Raw genomic sequence first — 18,976 nt, forward strand, 5'->3', positions numbered from 1 at the left:
GAATGTAATGCTAAAAAAATGTTTATTCTTGATGTTGTTTATGCTTGCTTTTATACCAATATTCTCATTTCATGAAAAGGTATTAGCAGACAAGATGAATTCAAAAGCAGGAATTACTTTTTCAAATAGTTATGTTCCCACTACAATTATCGATTCACTGATACCGGATGGATCTAATTTAGTAGTCGATACATCTGATGACCGGATAAATAAGAAGGAGCTACCGAAAACAGGTGGACAATCTTTTTATCTGTTTCAATATTTAGGTTTAAGTAGTATTATAGCGGCTTTTGTTATGTTGCTAACACTAGCTAGAAGTAAAAATAGGAAAAATAGAAACGCAAGTTTTTATTTAAATAAATAGAATTATATAAATGGAGGCAAATTATGAAATTAACGAAATTAGCATTAGCAGGAGCAGTATCATTCTCAACAGTATTAGCAGCAGGAGCACCAGCATTTGCAGAAGAAGCTGCAACAATGAAATCAGTTACAGATGTTTCATTTACAGAAAGTGAAGAAATTACGAACCCAGTTAACCCACTTAATCCAGATGAAACAGTAGAACCGAAAGATCCTAATGATAAAGAGGATCCACACGAGCCAGGAACAAAAGGTCCATTAAGTATTGATTATGTATCAAATTTCCATTTTGGCAAGCAAGTTATGTCAGGTAATGATCAAGTATATAACGCAAAACTTGATACATTGAAAGTAAAAGGTGCAACAGAATCAACAGAAGTACCAAACTACGTACAAGTAACAGATAACCGTGGAACAAACAAAGGATGGAAATTGACAGTAAAACAAAATGGTCAGTTTATAGCCGATGATAAAGAGAAAACAGCATTAGACGGTGCTGAACTGAAGTTAAGTAATCCAGTTGCAAAGTCTGCAACAAATCAGAAATATGCTCCAGAAGTAAAAGAAGTAACATTAAATCCAAGCGGAGATACACAAGAAGTAGCAATTGCTGCAGCTGAAAAAGGCATGGGAACATGGGTAACTATGTATGGTGAAGATGCTAAAAAAGGAGTAGAAAGTGTTACATTATCTGTACCAGGTTCAACTGCAAAAATAAAAGATGCGAAATACCAAACATCATTAACTTGGACTTTAGAAGATACACCACAATAATTCATCACAAATAATCATGAAACGAAAAAAGAGATAAAAGGAGATAAATTATATGAAATTAACGAAATTAGCATTAGCAGGAGCGGTATCATTTTCAACAGTATTAGCAGCAGGAGCACCAACGTTTGCAGCTGAAGATGGTGGAACACTAAACTCAAAAGCATTTATCAAATTTGAGAAAAATACTGAAATTGTAAATCCAGTTAGTCCACTAGATCCAGATGTTGAAGTAGAAACAAAAGATCCAAACGATCCAAAAGACCCACATGAGCCAGGAACACAAGGTCCATTAAGTATTGACTATGTATCAAACTTCCAATTTGAAAAACATAAAGCTTCTGGTAACAACGAAATTTACCACGCTAGTTTAGATTCAGTAACAAAAAAAGATACAACTGAGACAATGAAAGTACCAAACTACGTACAAGTAACGGATAACCGTGGTACAAACGCAGGATGGAAGTTATCAGTAACACAAAACGACCAATTTAAAACTGCAGAAGGTAGGGATTTAACAGGAGCAGCTTTAACGTTGAAAAATGGAACGTTACATTCAGCATCTGGAAGTGAGGCACCAAAAGCTGCACAGGATATTAAGTTAACTCCAGGTCAAGCATCTGATGTTGTAACTGCGCAAGAAGAGCAAGGTATGGGAACATGGGTAAACACATTCGGTAAATCAGTAGAAGATGCGGAGAAGAGTGTGGAGCTAAGTGTTCCAGGTAAAACAAAGAAAGAACAAGCTGAGTACACAACTTCTCTAACTTGGGAATTAAAAGACGCACCTATGTAATATAACTTTGTAAAGATTAATCATATAGGGCATAGAAAGAGATAAGGATAGATTTAATATCTTTATCTCTTTCGTTTGTATATCAAATTATTGAATATGAGAGGAATATAGTATGAAATCTATTAAAAAAATATTGAGTAGTTTATTAGCCATTGTATTTATTTTAAATTTTGTTAGTGTTACAACGCACGCAGCAGAAATGAAATTTGCGGTAACAGCAGTAATTCCAGAAAACCAAGTTGACAAGAATCAAACATATTTCGATTTAAAGATGGAACCAGGTAAAAAGCAAACAATTCAAGTGCAAATGAAAAATGATACGGATAAAGAGGTTATAGTAGAAACTCATGCGAATACAGCTATTACAAATAGCAATGGTATTACTGACTATAGCACGATTGATCCTCAATTAGACTCTACACTTAAAACCCCATTTTCTAAAATTGCTAAAGTACAAAAAGAAACAAAAATTCCAGCGAAAGGTAAAGTTACATTAGATGTGAATATTGAAATGCCAGCTGAATCATTTGATGGTGTTATTTTAGGTGGATTGTATTTTAAAGAAAAAGAAGATGAAAAAGAAAAAGGAACATCTGATAATGTACAGATTGAAAACAAATATGCATACGCAATTGGTGTTGTCTTAAGAGAAACAGACGCCCAAGTAAAACCAGATATGAAGCTAAATGAAGTAAAACCAGGCCAAGTGAATGCACGTAATGTAGTGACAGCAAATTTACAAAATGTAAAACCAGCAATGTTAAAAGATTTAAGTGTAGATGCAAAAGTTTACACTGAAAAAGGTAAAGATGTACTGCATGAAACGAAAAAAGAAAATTTAAGAATGGCACCAAATTCTAACTTTGATTATGCAATTAGTTGGGACAATAAAGTTTTAGAGCCAGGAACATACCGTCTAGAAATGAAAGCAACGGATGGTGATCAGAAGTGGGAGTGGACGAAGAAATTTACGATTGAAGGGAAAGAAGCACAGAGGTTAAATGATACAGCGGTAGAGGCCAAAAAAGATTATACTCTGTACTATATAATAGGTGGCATTTTACTACTTATTGTATTGTTAGTTTTAGTATTTTGGTTGGGAAGACGAACAAAGAAGAAAGAGGATGAGAAGTAATAAATTTGAGAGAATAAAGAAAAAACACTGTTACTTAAAAACAGTGTTTTTCTTTACTGTTTCATATTTCGCGAAGCAAGATTGCGTTTGAACGATAAGGTTTTTCGGTGAAAAAAGAACAATTGCTATTTATACTATACATATAGGGAAATAAATAATTTAACTTTTGTTTGTAGTTAAGTGTTCATTTAGTACGCTTTACGCTATTTATTGTATTAATTCTCAGTTGTTATTTTTCAGTACATAGTTGTAGTTATCCTTTTTCTTTGTACCCATTTTATAAGTATTAAATAGCGTAAAGAGTAACCTGTTTTATGTAATAGTAATTGTTGAAAGCCTTCTTACATGTAAGAAGGTTCTTATGCATTTTATTTACAGCTTTTCATCTTCTATTGTTGTGAGATAGAATTGAATTATAAGCGAAGTGATTGTGAATTACCGAAAGAACAATTGCGTTCGTGCGTGGGAATCGTTCGGTGAAATAAATTGGATAATATACTATAATTTAATTAAAGGCAAACGAATACTCGCGAGGACGAACAATTTAATATACTGCCTTGTATTAAGTTGTTCTGTCGTATTCAAGTATATACTAATAAGAAAAATAGAGTTATTTGAAAGACAGTCAATTATTTTAAGACACGGTAAAAAAAATTGCTGTATTCATAAGTTGTTGTTTTATTATCTTTATCAACCTTTAATAAAAAGTTATTTTGTTTCGAGTTACTCCAATGGATAAAAATCCTATACTTTGTCAATATAGTGATTTTATCATCCATTATTTGTTTTTATTTTGAGTTTGTAGTTTATTTTGGCTCCCTTCAAGGGGGCCTTTTTTTATAGAAATGGATGGAATGAACTTTTCTGCGAAAAATCCCCTTCAAAATTAGTGTGTGAATGACTATTTTGAAGGGGATACATCTGAGAGATTTCAATTTTTTTTATGTATATCGTTATTTGTTAAGATACTTAGTTTTAATGTTTTTTTCCTTCAAAAACTTTTCAATTTCTTTTTGCTTTCTACCGTTAACTTTCTCAAGGCGCTTTGTAAAAGAAAAATCAGTTTTGAATAAGTTACCATCTTGAGCGAGTTTGTCTATTTCCTGATCTAGTTCTACTGAAAGTGCGGTAGACGCGGAAATGTAATCATGAATTTCCCTAGAAGGCTGTTTGTAATCATCAGGGATCGTATTGTTACTCATAAAATGATCGAAGTTCGCATCATTTTGTTTTGCTAAATTTACTAGTTGCTGTAATTTCTTTCGGTCAGATTCAGTGACACTCTCGTCAGACATGGCTGACGAAAGTGGGACGATGTTTTCAAATAATTCTCCACTATAATCTAAATACATTTTTATATTTTGTTTCATTTCATCTTCATTAATAGTTTCATTCTTTTTTGAGGAAGTGAATATAGTTTCCGGAATTTTAACCGTAACATCTTTAATAGATTGTACATCGTTTTCTTCCTTAGGTTGTGCATTGTTTGAACAAGCTGGTAGAAATAAAAGAGTAAGCAGCATGAGTGAATATAAAGTATATTTCTTCATTTTAATCTCCTTTTACATTCATTAGTGTCTTTGTAAAATAGCTATATTCCATTTCAAATACTTTACTAAAAGTGCGTATAGATGTTTGACCATTTGATAACATATGACGGATATGAGTAAACCGCCGCAAAAAGCGATGAACACATTATAAACATCGGAATAACTAATTTGATGAAATCCTTTAAAAAATCCTAATCCTATTAATAAAATAGGTGAGATGATTAATAATGGAGTGGCAATGATAAGGGCTAGAAGAATCGGTAATAAAAAGAGTAGTACGAAAAAGGCGATAATGATAAAGGTAAAGTTTAAAACACTTAAGCTCATAACAGAAAATAGTGCGGTTATCATATTTTTGAAGCTTCGTTTATTGTCCGCGTTTTGTATTGCATAGGAAACATTAAGTTCTTTAGCAATAGTTTTAGGGTCTCCTAGTTTTCTAGAAATTTCTTCTTCACATTTCCCATCCTGTTTAGCACTGATAAAATGAGTTTCATACTCTGAAATAATATCTTTCTTTTCTGCATTAGGCATATTCCGCAGGGAAGAACTAAGTTGTTCCAAAAATTCACTTTTGTTCATAACAATCACTTTCCTTTATAAAATGATGAATTACAGCTAAGAATCCTATCTTTTGAAAAGGGGGATAAGAATTATAAGGAGTGTTCCAATTATTGGGTATTCCAATATTTACAAATATATCATTTAGTAGTATTCTTTGCAAGGTACTATAATCTTATTAATACTGTTATTAGATGGAATTTTTTCGTGCATTTTTAGAGGAGATATAAAAATATTATTTTAGGATAAACAAAGGGTTGTAAGCGTATTCCTTAGAGGTTGTCAAAAAACTGTCAAATTCATATCGTTGGAAAAATAATGCATTTGTAATATAATGATAAACAATACTTCACCACGTTAATTAACTAGGTGAAATTAAAAATCTTTATTACACACATTATGAAATAAAGGGATGATTAGTTTGAGTACAGGTGTAAAAGCAAACGACGTGAAGACAAAAACAAAAGGAGCAGATCTTGTTGTTGATTGTTTAATTAAACAAGGTGTTACACATGTTTTCGGTATTCCAGGAGCGAAGATTGACTCTGTATTTGATGTACTGCAAGAAAGAGGACCAGAGTTAATTGTTTGTCGTCATGAACAAAACGCAGCATTTATGGCAGCTGCGATTGGTAGATTAACAGGGAAACCGGGTGTGTGTCTTGTAACTTCAGGACCAGGGACATCGAATTTAGCGACAGGTCTTGTTACTGCGAATGCGGAGAGTGATCCCGTTGTTGCTTTAGCTGGTGCAGTTCCGCGTACAGATCGATTGAAACGTACGCATCAATCTATGGATAATGCTGCACTATTCGAACCAATCACAAAATATAGCGTAGAAGTAGAGCATCCTGATAATGTGCCAGAAGCATTATCAAATGCATTCCGAAGTGCGACTTCTACAAATCCAGGCGCTACTTTAGTAAGTCTTCCGCAAGACGTTATGACTGCGGAAACGACTGTAGGGTCTATCGGTGCGCTTTCTAAGCCACAGCTTGGAATCGCTCCCACACATGATGTTACATATGTAGTAGAAAAAATAAAATCAGCAAAATTACCAGTTATTTTACTCGGTATGAGAGCGAGCACAAATGAAGTGACGAAAGCCGTTCGTAAATTAATTGCAGATACAGAGCTTCCTGTCGTTGAAACATATCAAGCAGCTGGTGCAATTTCGCGTGAGTTAGAAGATCATTTCTTCGGGCGCGTTGGATTATTCCGTAACCAACCAGGTGATATTTTACTAGAAGAAGCGGATCTTGTTATTTCTATCGGTTATGACCCAATTGAGTATGATCCGAAATTCTGGAATAAACTTGGAGACAGAACGATTATTCATCTTGATGATCATCAAGCGGATATCGACCATGACTATCAACCAGAGCGTGAATTAATTGGCGATATTGCCTTAACTGTAAATAGCATCGCAGAAAAATTACCGAAACTTGTATTAAGTACGAAATCAGAAGCAGTGTTAGAACGATTACGCGCGAAATTATCAGAGCAAGCAGAAGTTCCAAACCGTGCTTCTGAAGGTGTTACGCATCCGCTTCAAGTTATTCGCACACTTCGTTCTTTAATTAGTGACGATACAACTGTTACGTGTGACATCGGTTCCCATTCTATTTGGATGGCGAGATGTTTCCGTTCTTATGAACCACGTAGACTATTATTTAGTAACGGTATGCAAACGTTAGGGGTCGCACTACCTTGGGCAATTGCCGCTACTTTAGTTGAGCCGGGGAAAAAAGTTGTTTCCGTGTCAGGTGATGGTGGTTTCTTATTCTCTTCGATGGAGTTAGAAACAGCAGTACGTTTAAATTCTCCGATCGTACATCTTGTATGGAGAGACGGTACGTATGATATGGTTGCGTTCCAACAAATGATGAAATACGGTAGAACATCAGCTACAGAGTTTGGCGATGTTGATCTTGTGAAATATGCAGAAAGTTTCGGTGCGACAGGTCTTCGTGTGAACACGCCAGACGAATTAGAATGTGTATTGAGAGAAGCGTTAGAAGCAGACGGCCCTGTCATTATTGATATTCCAATTGATTACCGTGACAACATTAAATTAAGCGAAAAATTATTACCAAACCAATTAAACTAATGGAGGCATGGTTGAGATGACTGTTGCGCAATTAATTGATATTGATGCAAAAAGAACGAAAACGAATAACGAAGTATATCAAACATCTACAATGCTTGCGCTATTAGATGGTATATATGATGGTGTGATTAGCTTTGAGGAACTAAAAGAACGTGGTGATTTCGGCATCGGCACATTTGATCAACTAGATGGTGAAATGATTGCATTTGATAATGAATTTTATCATTTACGTTCAGACGGTTCAGCAGAAAAAGTAGAACCAGAAGAAACAACGCCATTTGCGACTGTAACGTTTTTCGAAAAAGAAATGAGTTATACAGTAGAGCATCCAATGAATCGTGAAGAAGTGGAAGCTTTATTACATGAATTAATGCCGAGTAAAAACTTATTTTACGGTATTCGAATGGACGGTACGTTCCGTGAAGTAAGAACGAGAACTGTTCCAAGACAAGAAAAACCGTATACACCGCTCGTTGAAGTGACGAAATCACAGCCAATCTTCTCATTTGAAAATACAGAAGGTACGCTTGCTGGATTTTGGACACCAGATTATGCGCAAGGTATTGGTGTAGCTGGTTTCCACTTACATTATATTGATGATGAAAGAAGTGGAGGTGGACATGTTTTCGACTATGTTGTTGAAAACTGTACGATTCAAATTTGTCAAAAAGCTCATATGCATTTAGCACTTCCAGAAACAGCTGACTTTATGGCAGCTGCATTATCTAGAGAAAACCTAGAGGATAATATTGCGACTGCGGAAGGTGCAGAGTAAAAAGGGAAGCCGATTCGGCTTCCCTTTTATTTTGGATTAATCCCGATATGCGGAACAATGCTCATCAGAAATGAAATAGTTTTCTTTACCAGTTAAGGCTGATACTTCTACTAATTGATGCCCAAGTCCATCCCATACCGTAACAGTATATAAGGAGGACCATTCAATATTCCCACGAGCCATTCGGAAAGAATAATAGTCGTTATCTGTTGTTACTAAAACTTTGTTATAAATAATATTTTTCGTTTTTTTATTTTGTAAAATAAGGACAAAGTCTAGTTTATCTTCTTCTTTCGGAATTTGTAGTATTCTTGCTACAAACATTCCATTTGGGTTTTTCTTCGTTTTATATACTTTTTCTGATTCTATTTTTAGTTCAGGTTTGCCTCTCATAGTCTCTCCCTTTACATATGTTTATTTCTTTGAAACAAACGGATGCCCCTCATAATAAAAACGCCACGGATAATGTACAGCTTCTTCTGCATAGTCGATGTTAATACGAGGCCCTGCTGTTATTTTATATTGTGATGATATGTGTTCTTCTTCTGGGGCGAGTTCAATATGTAATGTGTCACTTTGTAATGATACGCCTCGTTCTTCTAAAGTGATTCCGAGGGCACGGCATAGTTTGCCAGGGCCGCTCGTTAAATTTTTGTACTGCGCTTTTGTAATTTCGGTTTTGTTGTAGCGCGCTAGTTTTATTTCTTCTATTCCATCTACTGGTTCAAGGGCTCGAATGAGAACGCCTTGCGGGGTGCCAACTGGTGCTGTAATGACGTTAAAACAATGATACATACCATAAATTAAATATACGTAAGCATGTCCCGGTGCGCCAAACATGACTTCTGTGCGGTCCGTTCGTCTCCCGCCATAACTATGTGCGGCCTTATCATCGGGACCCTTATATGCTTCTACTTCTACAATCGTTCCGCTTCTTTTTATTCCATCTACAATATGTACAAGTTTTTGTCCGAGTAATTTCTTTGCGACTTCTAACGTATCGCCTTCATAAAAGGAAGGAGGTGCTTGCATTGTACTATCTCCTTTACTGAGTGTATATGTATATAGTAAACCAAATTTTCAGTAGTAATTCTAACTCGTTCTATTTGCTACATTTATTTCATAAATTATGGATAGAGTACAACAGCGAAGAGGGGGAGTGCGACATGATTTATCGCTTACTAGCTCTTAACATAGATGGGACACTACTATACAACAACGGAAAAATTGCAAAAGGATTAAGAGAAACAATTGAATTTGTGAAAAGAAAAGATGTATACGTTACATTATTTACGAGCCGTAATTTTCAGTCTGCTCATAAAGTAGCAAAGGCGTTAAAATTAGATTCTATATTAGTGACACACGGTGGTGCTTTCGTTTCAGCGACGTTAGATAAGCCGTACGTTCAAAGAAGATTATCGGAAGAGAAGACGTTTAACATTGTGCAAGTGTTAGAGCACTTTGATTGTAACGTTCGCATTTCTCATGAACGGTTTTCAATTGGAAATCGTGAGAGAAATACACCAAACTTAATTGCGCGTACTGTATTATCAAGCGCAGATCCGTTATTTTATCCAGTTCAGTTTGTAGACTCTTTAGGTGATGCGCTTCGTGATCATCCAGTAGCGGCGCCAAAAATTGATGTGATTTTCCAAAGTAAAGGTGAAAAAGAACGAGGGTTAAATACATTACGAAAAGCATTCCAAGATATAGAGTATGTTGAGTGTGATTCAAAACGAATAGAAATTTTGCCGCAAAATGTATCAAAATTACGTGGATTACAATTGCTTGGAGAGCATTTAAATATTTCGCTAAACGAAATGGTTGCGATTGGAGATAGCATGGAAGATTTAGAGGTGATTGAAAATGTGGGGCTTGGTGTAGCGATGGGGAACTCGCCTGTAGAATTAAAGCAAGCAGCAGACTGGATTACACGTTCAAATAGTGAGAACGGCGTAGAGTATATGATTAAAGAACATTTCCGTAAGCAATTCCCGCTTCCGTTTTTGAAGAATCATAAAAATGAACCGAAACGATGAAAGAAAAACGTAGCTTTTGGCTACGTTTTTTTATTGGTTTTATCCGGAATTCGAAAGCGGTTTATTCAAGTGAATTGTGTCTGGAATTTATACAATTCACTTGAATCCTTTAGAAAATTGTTGTAAAGTGGATGATGTTGCCAAAAAGTTACACCACGTGAAATATTCTTCAGATTAATTTTGTTGAGCTCCCATAAGTAAAAACATTTCCGCATGTTAGTTTAGTTCACGCATTATTTCAAAAATGAATTGTAGTAATGTTAATAATTAGTTGTAGAGTTTCTTTGTTTTATTTAAATGGATTATTTTAAGTTAATGTGAGTAAGATTTGGTATATATGAAATGAGCTTCTTTTCATAAATCTAGGAATTATAAAAGGGGGAATGAATTTTTTGAGGAAATCATTTAATCAAAAAATAAGTAGTAGTTTTATAGTTGTATTATTAGTATGTATGAATTTTTTAATCCATTTACCATATAAAGCAGAGGCAGCTACAAAAGAATTAAAAGGTTTAGGTGATGTATCTTATTACAATGCAATCATTTTTGGAGATCATAGTGCAACGAGTGCGGATATTGAGGGTGCGATGGCTGTTCAAAAAAATATGAATGCATCAAGTTATACAGTCTTAGCGGCTGCAACTGGAGCGCATAACTTAGCTGGAGCAACATGGGTAGATGAAGGGTATCCATCATTATTACTAGGCGGTCAATTTACAAAAGCGGGAACAGGACAAGTAATTATTCAAGATGGAACAGTGGCAATGACAAAAGGTGGTGACCCAGAAGGTGCAATGCAATCATCATATGACCGTATCTCATATAAAGAGCAAGCGGAGATTGATGCTAAATTTAAAGAGTTTAGAAAAGATGTTAATAGTGTAATTGAGGATGCTGGTCAATTACATACTGATAAACCCAAACCGGGTATGACCTTTGGAATCGGTGAAGATGTAAATAATCCTAACATTTACGTTTCTTCAGTACAAAATGGAAAGAAAACATTTGATGTAAAAGACGTTTTTCTTCCGAATGTAAGTAATAAAGACTTTATTGTTATTTATTCAGATGCAGAAGAAGTGAATTTTGGCGGCGGCGCAATCTTGTATGATACAACAGATAAGGGCGGGTTCACATTAGTTAATACATCTCAAACATATGACCCTAATTCCTTTTTTACTGAATTAGCTAGTAAAGTAATTTGGGCGTTTCCAAACGCTACAAAAATAACAACTAAAGGCTATGGTGTAGTAGGTAGTGTGTTTGCACCTAATGCAGTTGTAGATACAAAGGGTGGTTCAATTAATGGACAAGCCTTTGTTGGTGGGTTACACCAAAGAGATGGCTTTGAAGTTCATAACTTTAAATTTAATTGGCCGAAATGGAATAAACCATCAGTTGAAAAAGTAACTGGTCAATTTGAAATTGTAAAAGTAGATGCAAGTGATGAAACAAAGTTATTACCAGGTGCAGAATTTGAAGTGTATAAAGATGGTAAACAGATAGATACATTACGAACAGATAAGACAGGTAAAGTAATCTCTAAGAAATTAGAACCAGGTAAATATACATTAAAAGAAACGAAAGCACCAGAGGGATATAAATTACTAAAAGAAGAAATTGAAGTTACTGTGGAAGAGAACAAAGTAGCGCCGGTAATAGTAAAAAATGTGAAAGCGTTGGGAAGCTTACAGGTAGTCAAAAAGGATGCTGAGAGCAAAAATGTGCTAGAGGGCGCGGGATTTAGACTGAAAAACGAAAATGGTCAAATAGTTGGAGGGGCGAAAACAACAAATAAAGATGGTGTTGTTACATTCGAAAACTTAGTGCCAGGTAAGTATACATTAGAAGAAACGAAAGCGCCAGAAGGCTACAAAGCGATAGAAGTTACAGTAGAAGTAAACGTTGTAGCAAATAAAGTAGCGAAACGAGAAGTATTGAATGAAAAAATGAAAGAAGAAATTACAGGTCAATTAGAAATTACAAAAGTAGATGCTAATGATACAGGTAAAATATTAGCTGGCGCAGTGTTTGAAATTTGGAAAGATGGATCAAAAATAGACACATTAACAACAAATAAGAATGGTAAAGCAATTTCTAAGAAGTTAGAACCTGGAGATTACATTTTAAAAGAAGTTCATGCACCAGAAGGATATAAATTATCTGATAAGGAAACTAAATTTAAGATTTCTAATGAAAAAGTAGAAGTTAAAAATCTTGAAATTACAAATGAAAAAGAACAAGACAAAGGTCCAGAAAAACCAGGTGAAGAGACAGAGAAGCCAGGTGAAGGAACAGAAAAACCAGGTGAAGAAACAGAAAAACCGGGCGAAGAGACAGAGAAACCAGGTGAAGAGACAGAAAAGCCAGGTGAAGGAACAGAAAAACCAGGTGGAGAAACAGAGAAGCCAGGTGAAGAAATAGAAAAACCGGGCGAAGAGACAGAAAAACCAGGTGAAGAAATAGAAAAACCGGGCGAAGAGACAGAAAAACCAGGTGAAGAAACAGAAAAACCGGGCGAAGAGACAGAGAAACCAGGTGAAGAGACAGAGAAGCCAGGTGAAGAAACAGAAAAACCAGGTGAAGAAACAGAAAAACCGGGCGAAGAGACAGAGAAACCAGGTGAAGAGACAGAGAAGCCAGGTGAAGAAACAGAAAAACCAGGTGAAGAAACAGAGAAACCAGGTGAAGAAACAGAAAAACCGGGTGGAGAAACAGAAAAGCCAGGCGAAGAGACAGAGAAGCCGGGTGAAGAAACAGAAAAACCGGGCGAAGAGACAGAGAAACCAGGTGAAGAGACAGAGAAGCCAGGTGAAGAAACAGAAAAACCAGGTGAAGAAACAGAGAAGCCGGGTGGAGAAACAGAAAAGCCAGGTGAAGAAACAGAGAAACCAGGTGAAGGAATACAGAAGCCGGGTCAGGGAACAGAAACTTCAAGTGAAGAAGTAGGAAAGCCTAACTTACCAGAAAAAGAACAAGGCAGTTCCAATGATCAAAAACTTCCAGCTACAGGGCATAATACAAATTACCTTCCGTTTATAGGTGTAATTCTTGTGTTATTGGGAATACGTTTAAGATTTATGACTAAGAATAGCTAATGTTTATAAAAGGCAGAAGAGAAATATCATCTCTTCTGCCTTTAAGTTTTTAAATAGAAGAAATAAGGTAAAAGCTTCTGTATTGACCTGCAAACGCCCTTCAAGTAAACTAAAGAGAGTTTGCAAATGAAAAGGTGATAATGTTGTTAATTTCAATTAAAACGTTACAAGATGATCGTTTTTTACGACCGCTGCAAAATATTGGCGGCTTATTTTTTGAAGATAGTACGATTGGATTTGAACAAGAGGAAGCAAATCTTATCGTTGATATACACATTGAAGAGAATGTGAAAGCATCAGCTCGTTTAACAGATGTTGCTACTGGAAATGTGTATGAAGAAACATTCGCAAAAGATTTATCTGCTTTTACAGATGAAAAAGAGCGTATGAAGCAAGTGAAGCACGTTGTTTCTTATGTATATCTTTCTGTTCTTCAGCAGTTAACTGGTCTTGAACAAAGCTGGGGCATTTTAACAGGAGTTCGTCCGACGAAACTTCTTCATAAAATGCTTCAAAGTGGTATGTCAAAAGAAGAAGCACACCAAGAACTTCGTGAAAGCTATTTAATTCATGAAGAGAAAATTGAACTTCTTCAGCGTATTGTGGATTGCCAATTAGCGGTAGTTCCGGATTTATACCGTTTGAAAGAGGAAGTAAGTATTTATATCGGTATTCCATTCTGCCCAACAAAATGTGCATATTGTACATTCCCGGCGTATGCAATTAACGGACGCCAAGGCTCTGTTGATTCATTCTTAGGTGGTTTACATTATGAAGTTCGTGAAATTGGTAAGTTTTTAAAAGAAAAAGGTGTAACAGTTACGACGATTTATTACGGCGGCGGTACACCGACAAGTATTACAGCAGAAGAGATGGATATGCTGTATGAAGAAATGTATGAAGCGTTCCCAGATGTGAAAAATGTGCGTGAAGTAACAGTTGAGGCAGGTCGCCCCGATACAATTACGCCAGCTAAGCTAGAAGTGTTAAATAAATGGAATATTGACCGTATTAGTATTAATCCGCAGTCATACCATCAAGAGACATTAAAAGCAATTGGGCGTCATCATACTGTAGAAGAAACAATTGAGAAGTATCACTTAGCTCGTGAAATGGGAATGAACAATATTAATATGGACTTAATTATTGGTCTTCCTGGTGAAGGGCTAGATATCTTCAAGCACACGTTAGATGAAACAGAAAAGTTAATGCCAGAATCATTAACAGTTCATACGTTATCATTTAAACGTGCTTCTGAAATGACGCAAAACAAACGTAAATATAAAGTAGCAGGTCGCGAAGAAATTACAGCGATGATGCATGAAGCAGAAGAGTGGACGCAAAAGCATAATTACGTACCATATTACCTATATCGTCAAAAGAATATTTTAGGTAACTTAGAGAACGTTGGTTATGCAATGCCGACGCAAGAAAGTATTTATAACATTGTTATTATGGAAGAAGTTCAATCGATTATCGGACTTGGCTGTGGTGCATCAAGTAAATTTGTTCATCCGAAGACAGGTGCAATTACGCACTTCGCAAATCCGAAAGATCCAAAATCATATAACGATGGCTTCGTAAAATATACAGAAGATAAACTGAAAATTTTAGAAGAGCTATTTGTATAAGAAGAAAGAGGTTGTTCCGATGTGGAATAGCCTCTTTTTTATTCCGCTATTTGTGGTCGATATATTCAAAAAATCGCCGGTATAATTTCACTTACCGATAAGTGGCACAGTTTGTAAAACTATGTCGATAATAATCAGAAAAATTAGTCAAATAGTTAGAGGACAATGTCTACTTATGGACGAAATGATAGATTTATGAAAGAGAAAAGGGGGAAATTGTTGGCATGTACATGACGATAGGGAGAATATTTGATTTATCTGTTGGTAAATATCCGAATAAAGAGGCATTAGTGGAACCAGAAAAAAATATTCGCTGGACGTATAAACAGTGGGATGAGCAAATAAATAAAACGGCGCAAGCTCTGTTGAAAGAGGGGGTAAGAAAGGGAGATACTGTATCTGTTTACTTATATAATTGTCGTGAATTTGTAAACGTTTACTTAGCCTGTGCGAAAATTGGGGCAATCTTTAACCCGATTAACTTCCGTTTAAAAGCAAAAGAATTATCGTATATCCTTCAAGATGCGGCCTCGAAAGTAGTAGTCTTTGAAAAAGCGGTTGAATCAACTGTTGCTATCATTGAACGAGATTTCCCAAATTCGTCTTTTTGGTATGTAGAAGACGACACACCTTCCTATGCTAGTTCTTACCATGAAAAAGTAAATGAGGCATCAGCTGAAAAAGTAGATATTGAAGTCGATGAAATGGATTATTGTTCTATGTTATATACGAGCGGTACGACTGGTCATCCGAAAGGCGTACTACATCGTCATCGTGAAATGACTGAGCATAGTATGATTTGTACGTATTTCCTTAAATATAATAGAGATAGTGCGGGGCTTGTCGTTGCACCTTTATATCATTGCGGTGAGTTAAATGCCGGAATTATACCGCGCATTCAAGTTGGCGGAAAGAATGTTATTTTACATCATTTTGATACAGAAACAGTATTACATACGATTCAAGAAGAGAAGATTACGACGTTTTTTGCGGCACCAACGATGTGGAATATGTTGTTGCAAAAAGATTTAGCACAGTATGATTTAACGTCGATGAGAATTGGTATATACGGCGGAGCTGCAATGGCACCGGCATTAGTGAAGGAATGTAAAGAACGTCTTTATATTGATCTTGTTCAAATATACGGAATGACAGAAATGGGACCAGTCGTTGCGTTTCTCGTAGAAGAGGATCAAATTACGAAAGCTGGTTCAGCGGGAACACCATGTTTTAGTCATGAAATCCGTATTGTAAAACCAAGCGAAGACGCGCCAGCAGAACCGGATGATGTATTGCCTCCTTATGAAGTAGGGGAGATTATTTTACGCGGCCCAACTATGATGGCTGGTTATCATAACCGAGAAGAAGCAAATGCAAAATCGATGTATAAAGGATGGTATCATTCTGGTGATTTAGGCTACTTCGATAAAGACGGTTATTTATTCGTCGCCGATCGCGTGGATGATATGGTGATTAGTGGTGGCGTTAATATTTATCCACGTGAAATTGAAGATTTCCTTCATAGTCATCCCGGTATATTAGATGTTGCGGTGCTTGGTGAGCCAGATGAATTATGGGGAGAACGTGTTGTGGCTGTTGTTGTAAAGAAAGATGAAGCGATTACAGAAGAGGATTTGGAAATATATTGTAAAGAAAGTGATGAATTAGCAGATTATAAACGTCCTCGTCACTATGTATTTGTGGATGAACTTCCTCGTAATGCGAGTGGAAAATTACAAAAATTTGTCCTGAGAGAGTCGTTGAAAGGCGCAAAACAATAGGAAGTAGAACAGTCGTCTATACAGATAAAGCTATCTTTTTTTATAAGAAAAGATAGCTTTATTTTTTTTGAAACGATTGAAAAAGTGGTATAGTTCTTCTATTGAAATCCTCTTTTGTTATTATATAAAAATATTTTTTGTAGCATTCCAATTTGATTATAAATGTATGTATTCCGCTTTAGATAAGGATTTTATAAAGTTTTCAGGTGAATTTTATGGATGTTTAAATAATAATTTTAGTGTAAGTGGAAGAAAGGTATTGGAGGAGAATATTTAAAGGATAAAGATAGTCAGTCATCGGATGACCGCATGAATAAAGTGGTCATTCAGTTCGAAAGGTTACTACCATAATAGTAACAAATTAACGAATGAATGAACAGTCTTGTAATGCACTTTTATAAGGACTAATATTTATTGTTGGCTGCCCAAAAGACAAGTAAAGATAGTTTGATGCTGCAACTAATCTTTATTTTAAAGTGTAGTTTAGGGTAGAAAAATGAAGTAACCAAAGATGGAGGGTTTATGAGTACATATTTAAAAAGAATATCTGTAATTTGTTTTATTTTTACTGTTCTTATTGGACAAGTTTTTATGCCTATCATAGGGCATGCTCAAGAATTAAACACAACAGGATTTGTTGATAGTTTTGCATTTGAAAAGACAACATTAAATTATGGGGAAAAGACTAGCATTCATGTAAACTTTAGTGAAAAGCCTGGAAAGAAGATGAAGTCTGGAGATACATTAACGTTAGCGCTACCTCCAGAATTAAAGGGCTATAGTGGAACTATTGCATTAAAGGATGAATCAGGGCGTATTTTTGGTACGTGCCAGATTAATGTAAATAATGTAGTTTGTACATTTAATGATACGGTAGAGAAGCTTGAAGATATTAGAGGGAACTTTAATTTCACTGTTCAAGGTACGAATGTTGAAGCTGGAAAGACGAAAAATGTACAAACGAATTTAGGGACAGATTTAGAAAAACAAATGGTAAGTATTACGCATCCAAAAGGAGAGGGTACAGAACCAGGGATCTTTTTCTATAAATCTGGTGATATTCAGCCAGACAAAAGTAATGAAGTGCGTTGGTTTTTAAATATAAATTTAAAGAAACAATATTTACATGACAATATCGTTTTAAAAGATACGTTACAAGAAGGACAAACGCTAAATAAAGATAGTTTTACTATTACTATCAATAATAAAGAGTATTTGTCTCTTAAACAATTTCAAGACCGAGGTTATGGATACATTAAGCTTACTAGTGATAATTCATTTGAAGTTGTAATTTATAGACATATGGCGAACGCTACGTCGTTTACCATTTTCTATACATCAACGATTACTGATAGCGGGAAAAAGTTGAAACATCTACAGAATGACTACAAGCTTGATTATCAAATTTTATATGAGAAACCTATTTCTGAATCTAATAGTGTAAAGGTTGAAAATATATCATTTGGCGGCGGGGCTGAAGGGGTTTTACCTGCGAAAGGAACGTTGCAGATTGTTAAACATATTGAAGGAGACGAGAATAAGTTTATTCCAGGTGTTTCTTTTAAATTGTTTACAGAGTCAGGTCAGCAAATTGGTGATTCCTATACAACAAATAAAGACGGAATAGTTGAAGCACCAAACCTTGCTCCAGGTAATTATTACGTACAAGAAATTTCTGCTCCGAACTATGTAGAGTTTGATTTACAAGCGAAAATTCCTTTTACAATTAAGACGGATGCTACAAACGGCATAAAACTTATGGTTCCAAATAAGTTGAAAACTACATCTGTTGCAGGAACGAAAACGTGGGAAGGCGACAAAGTAAATGATCGCCCAAAAACGATTAAAGTAGATTTATTGCAAAATGGCAAAGTCATTGCAACGAAAGAAGTTAAGGCAGCAAATGATTGGAAATATGAGTTTGGAAAGTTACAAGCAGTTGATAATGCCGGAAAAGCTTATACGTATGAAGTGAAAGAACAACCAGTATCAGGATATCAATCGAAAGTTAACGGATATGATATTACAAATATAAAGATACATGAAGCACCAGAAGTCGAAGGACAAGGTAAAGAAGAAGCAATAGAAGAAATGGAAGCTCCAACTAACCCAGAAGCACCAAAGGTAACAGAAGAGCCGAAAGAGCTAGAGAAACCAGAAGTTACGGAGAAGCCGGAAATTCATGTAAAACCAGAAGAAGAAAAAGTTGAAGAAGAAACAATAGAAGAAATAAAAGAAGAAAAGCCGGAAGAACCGAAAGTAACAGAAGAGCCGAAAGAGCTAGAGAAGCCAGAAGTTACGGAGAAGCCGGAAATTCATGTAAAACCAGAAGAAGAAAAAGTTGAAGAAGAAACAATAGAAGAAAT

The 18,976-nt window shown here is 35.6% G+C and carries 15 protein-coding genes; 11 read left to right on the forward strand and 4 right to left on the reverse strand.

The window, feature by feature from the left end:
• Positions 1-7 precede the first annotated feature (7 nt).
• The 4 genes from KVT31_RS09670 (at position 8) to KVT31_RS09685 (ending at position 3,065) form a co-directional block, all read left to right on the forward strand.
• Entirely contained in the window at positions 8-364 is a 357-nt protein-coding gene (locus KVT31_RS09670) for an LPXTG cell wall anchor domain-containing protein (protein ID WP_088095302.1), read from the forward strand.
• Between the two features lie 23 nt (positions 365-387).
• A complete protein-coding gene (locus KVT31_RS09675; RefSeq protein WP_088095303.1) occupies positions 388-1,137 on the forward strand; it encodes a WxL domain-containing protein in 750 nt (249 codons plus the stop codon).
• A 52-nt stretch (positions 1,138-1,189) separates the two neighbouring features.
• Positions 1,190-1,930, forward strand: a complete 741-nt coding sequence (locus KVT31_RS09680; RefSeq protein ID WP_088095304.1) for a WxL domain-containing protein — start codon at positions 1,190-1,192, stop codon at positions 1,928-1,930.
• A gap of 112 nt (positions 1,931-2,042) precedes the next feature.
• The gene (locus tag KVT31_RS09685; RefSeq protein ID WP_088095305.1) at positions 2,043-3,065 is read left to right on the forward strand and encodes a WxLIP family cell surface protein; all 1,023 of its coding nucleotides are present in this window, start codon (positions 2,043-2,045) and stop codon (positions 3,063-3,065) included.
• 953 nt (positions 3,066-4,018) lie between these two features.
• Here KVT31_RS09685 and KVT31_RS09690 read toward each other — a convergent pair.
• Both KVT31_RS09690 and KVT31_RS09695 read right to left on the reverse strand, forming a co-directional pair.
• Positions 4,019-4,615, reverse strand: coding sequence for an NDxxF motif lipoprotein (locus KVT31_RS09690; protein ID WP_088095306.1), 597 nt, complete (start codon positions 4,613-4,615; stop codon positions 4,019-4,021).
• A 21-nt stretch (positions 4,616-4,636) separates the two neighbouring features.
• Positions 4,637-5,197: an HAAS signaling domain-containing protein gene (locus KVT31_RS09695; RefSeq protein WP_088095307.1), complete on the reverse strand. Its 561-nt coding sequence runs from the start codon at positions 5,195-5,197 to the stop codon at positions 4,637-4,639.
• Positions 5,198-5,597: 400 nt separating this feature from the next.
• Here KVT31_RS09695 and alsS point away from each other — a divergent pair, with 400 nt between their 5' ends.
• Together alsS and alsD are read left to right on the forward strand one after the other, a co-directional pair.
• Positions 5,598-7,286: an acetolactate synthase AlsS gene (gene alsS / locus KVT31_RS09700; protein WP_088095308.1), complete on the forward strand. Its 1,689-nt coding sequence runs from the start codon at positions 5,598-5,600 to the stop codon at positions 7,284-7,286.
• A gap of 16 nt (positions 7,287-7,302) precedes the next feature.
• Complete coding sequence (gene alsD / locus KVT31_RS09705) at positions 7,303-8,061, forward strand: alpha-acetolactate decarboxylase (protein WP_088095309.1); 759 nt, start codon at positions 7,303-7,305, stop codon at positions 8,059-8,061.
• A gap of 36 nt (positions 8,062-8,097) precedes the next feature.
• On the opposite strand, the gene KVT31_RS09710 is transcribed toward alsD, so the two are convergent.
• Both KVT31_RS09710 and KVT31_RS09715 read right to left on the reverse strand, forming a co-directional pair.
• Positions 8,098-8,454, reverse strand: coding sequence for a hypothetical protein (locus KVT31_RS09710; protein ID WP_088095310.1), 357 nt, complete (start codon positions 8,452-8,454; stop codon positions 8,098-8,100).
• 21 nt (positions 8,455-8,475) lie between these two features.
• On the reverse strand, positions 8,476-9,093 hold the full coding sequence (locus tag KVT31_RS09715; protein ID WP_088095311.1) for a DNA-3-methyladenine glycosylase: 618 nt from the start codon (positions 9,091-9,093) through the stop codon (positions 8,476-8,478).
• 134 nt (positions 9,094-9,227) lie between these two features.
• Between KVT31_RS09715 and KVT31_RS09720 the strand changes: the two genes are divergently transcribed.
• From KVT31_RS09720 to KVT31_RS09740, 5 genes are all read left to right on the forward strand, one after another.
• Entirely contained in the window at positions 9,228-10,100 is an 873-nt protein-coding gene (locus KVT31_RS09720; RefSeq protein WP_088095312.1) for a Cof-type HAD-IIB family hydrolase, read from the forward strand.
• Positions 10,101-10,492: 392 nt separating this feature from the next.
• Positions 10,493-13,198, forward strand: a complete 2,706-nt coding sequence (locus tag KVT31_RS09725) for an MSCRAMM family protein (protein ID WP_140392361.1) — start codon at positions 10,493-10,495, stop codon at positions 13,196-13,198.
• A 140-nt stretch (positions 13,199-13,338) separates the two neighbouring features.
• The gene (locus tag KVT31_RS09730; protein WP_002007015.1) at positions 13,339-14,829 is read left to right on the forward strand and encodes a coproporphyrinogen III oxidase; all 1,491 of its coding nucleotides are present in this window, start codon (positions 13,339-13,341) and stop codon (positions 14,827-14,829) included.
• A gap of 224 nt (positions 14,830-15,053) precedes the next feature.
• Positions 15,054-16,610: a fatty acid--CoA ligase gene (locus KVT31_RS09735; protein ID WP_088095314.1), complete on the forward strand. Its 1,557-nt coding sequence runs from the start codon at positions 15,054-15,056 to the stop codon at positions 16,608-16,610.
• Between the two features lie 522 nt (positions 16,611-17,132).
• Positions 17,133-18,976, forward strand: a 1,844-nt coding sequence (locus KVT31_RS09740; RefSeq protein ID WP_217613523.1) for a Cna B-type domain-containing protein, incomplete at its 3' end; no start/stop codon positions are given.

The sequence above is a fragment of the Bacillus sp. GbtcB14 genome, assembly GCF_019091205.1.
GTDB classification, from domain to species: Bacteria; Bacillota; Bacilli; order Bacillales; family Bacillaceae_G; genus Bacillus_A; species Bacillus_A cereus_AG.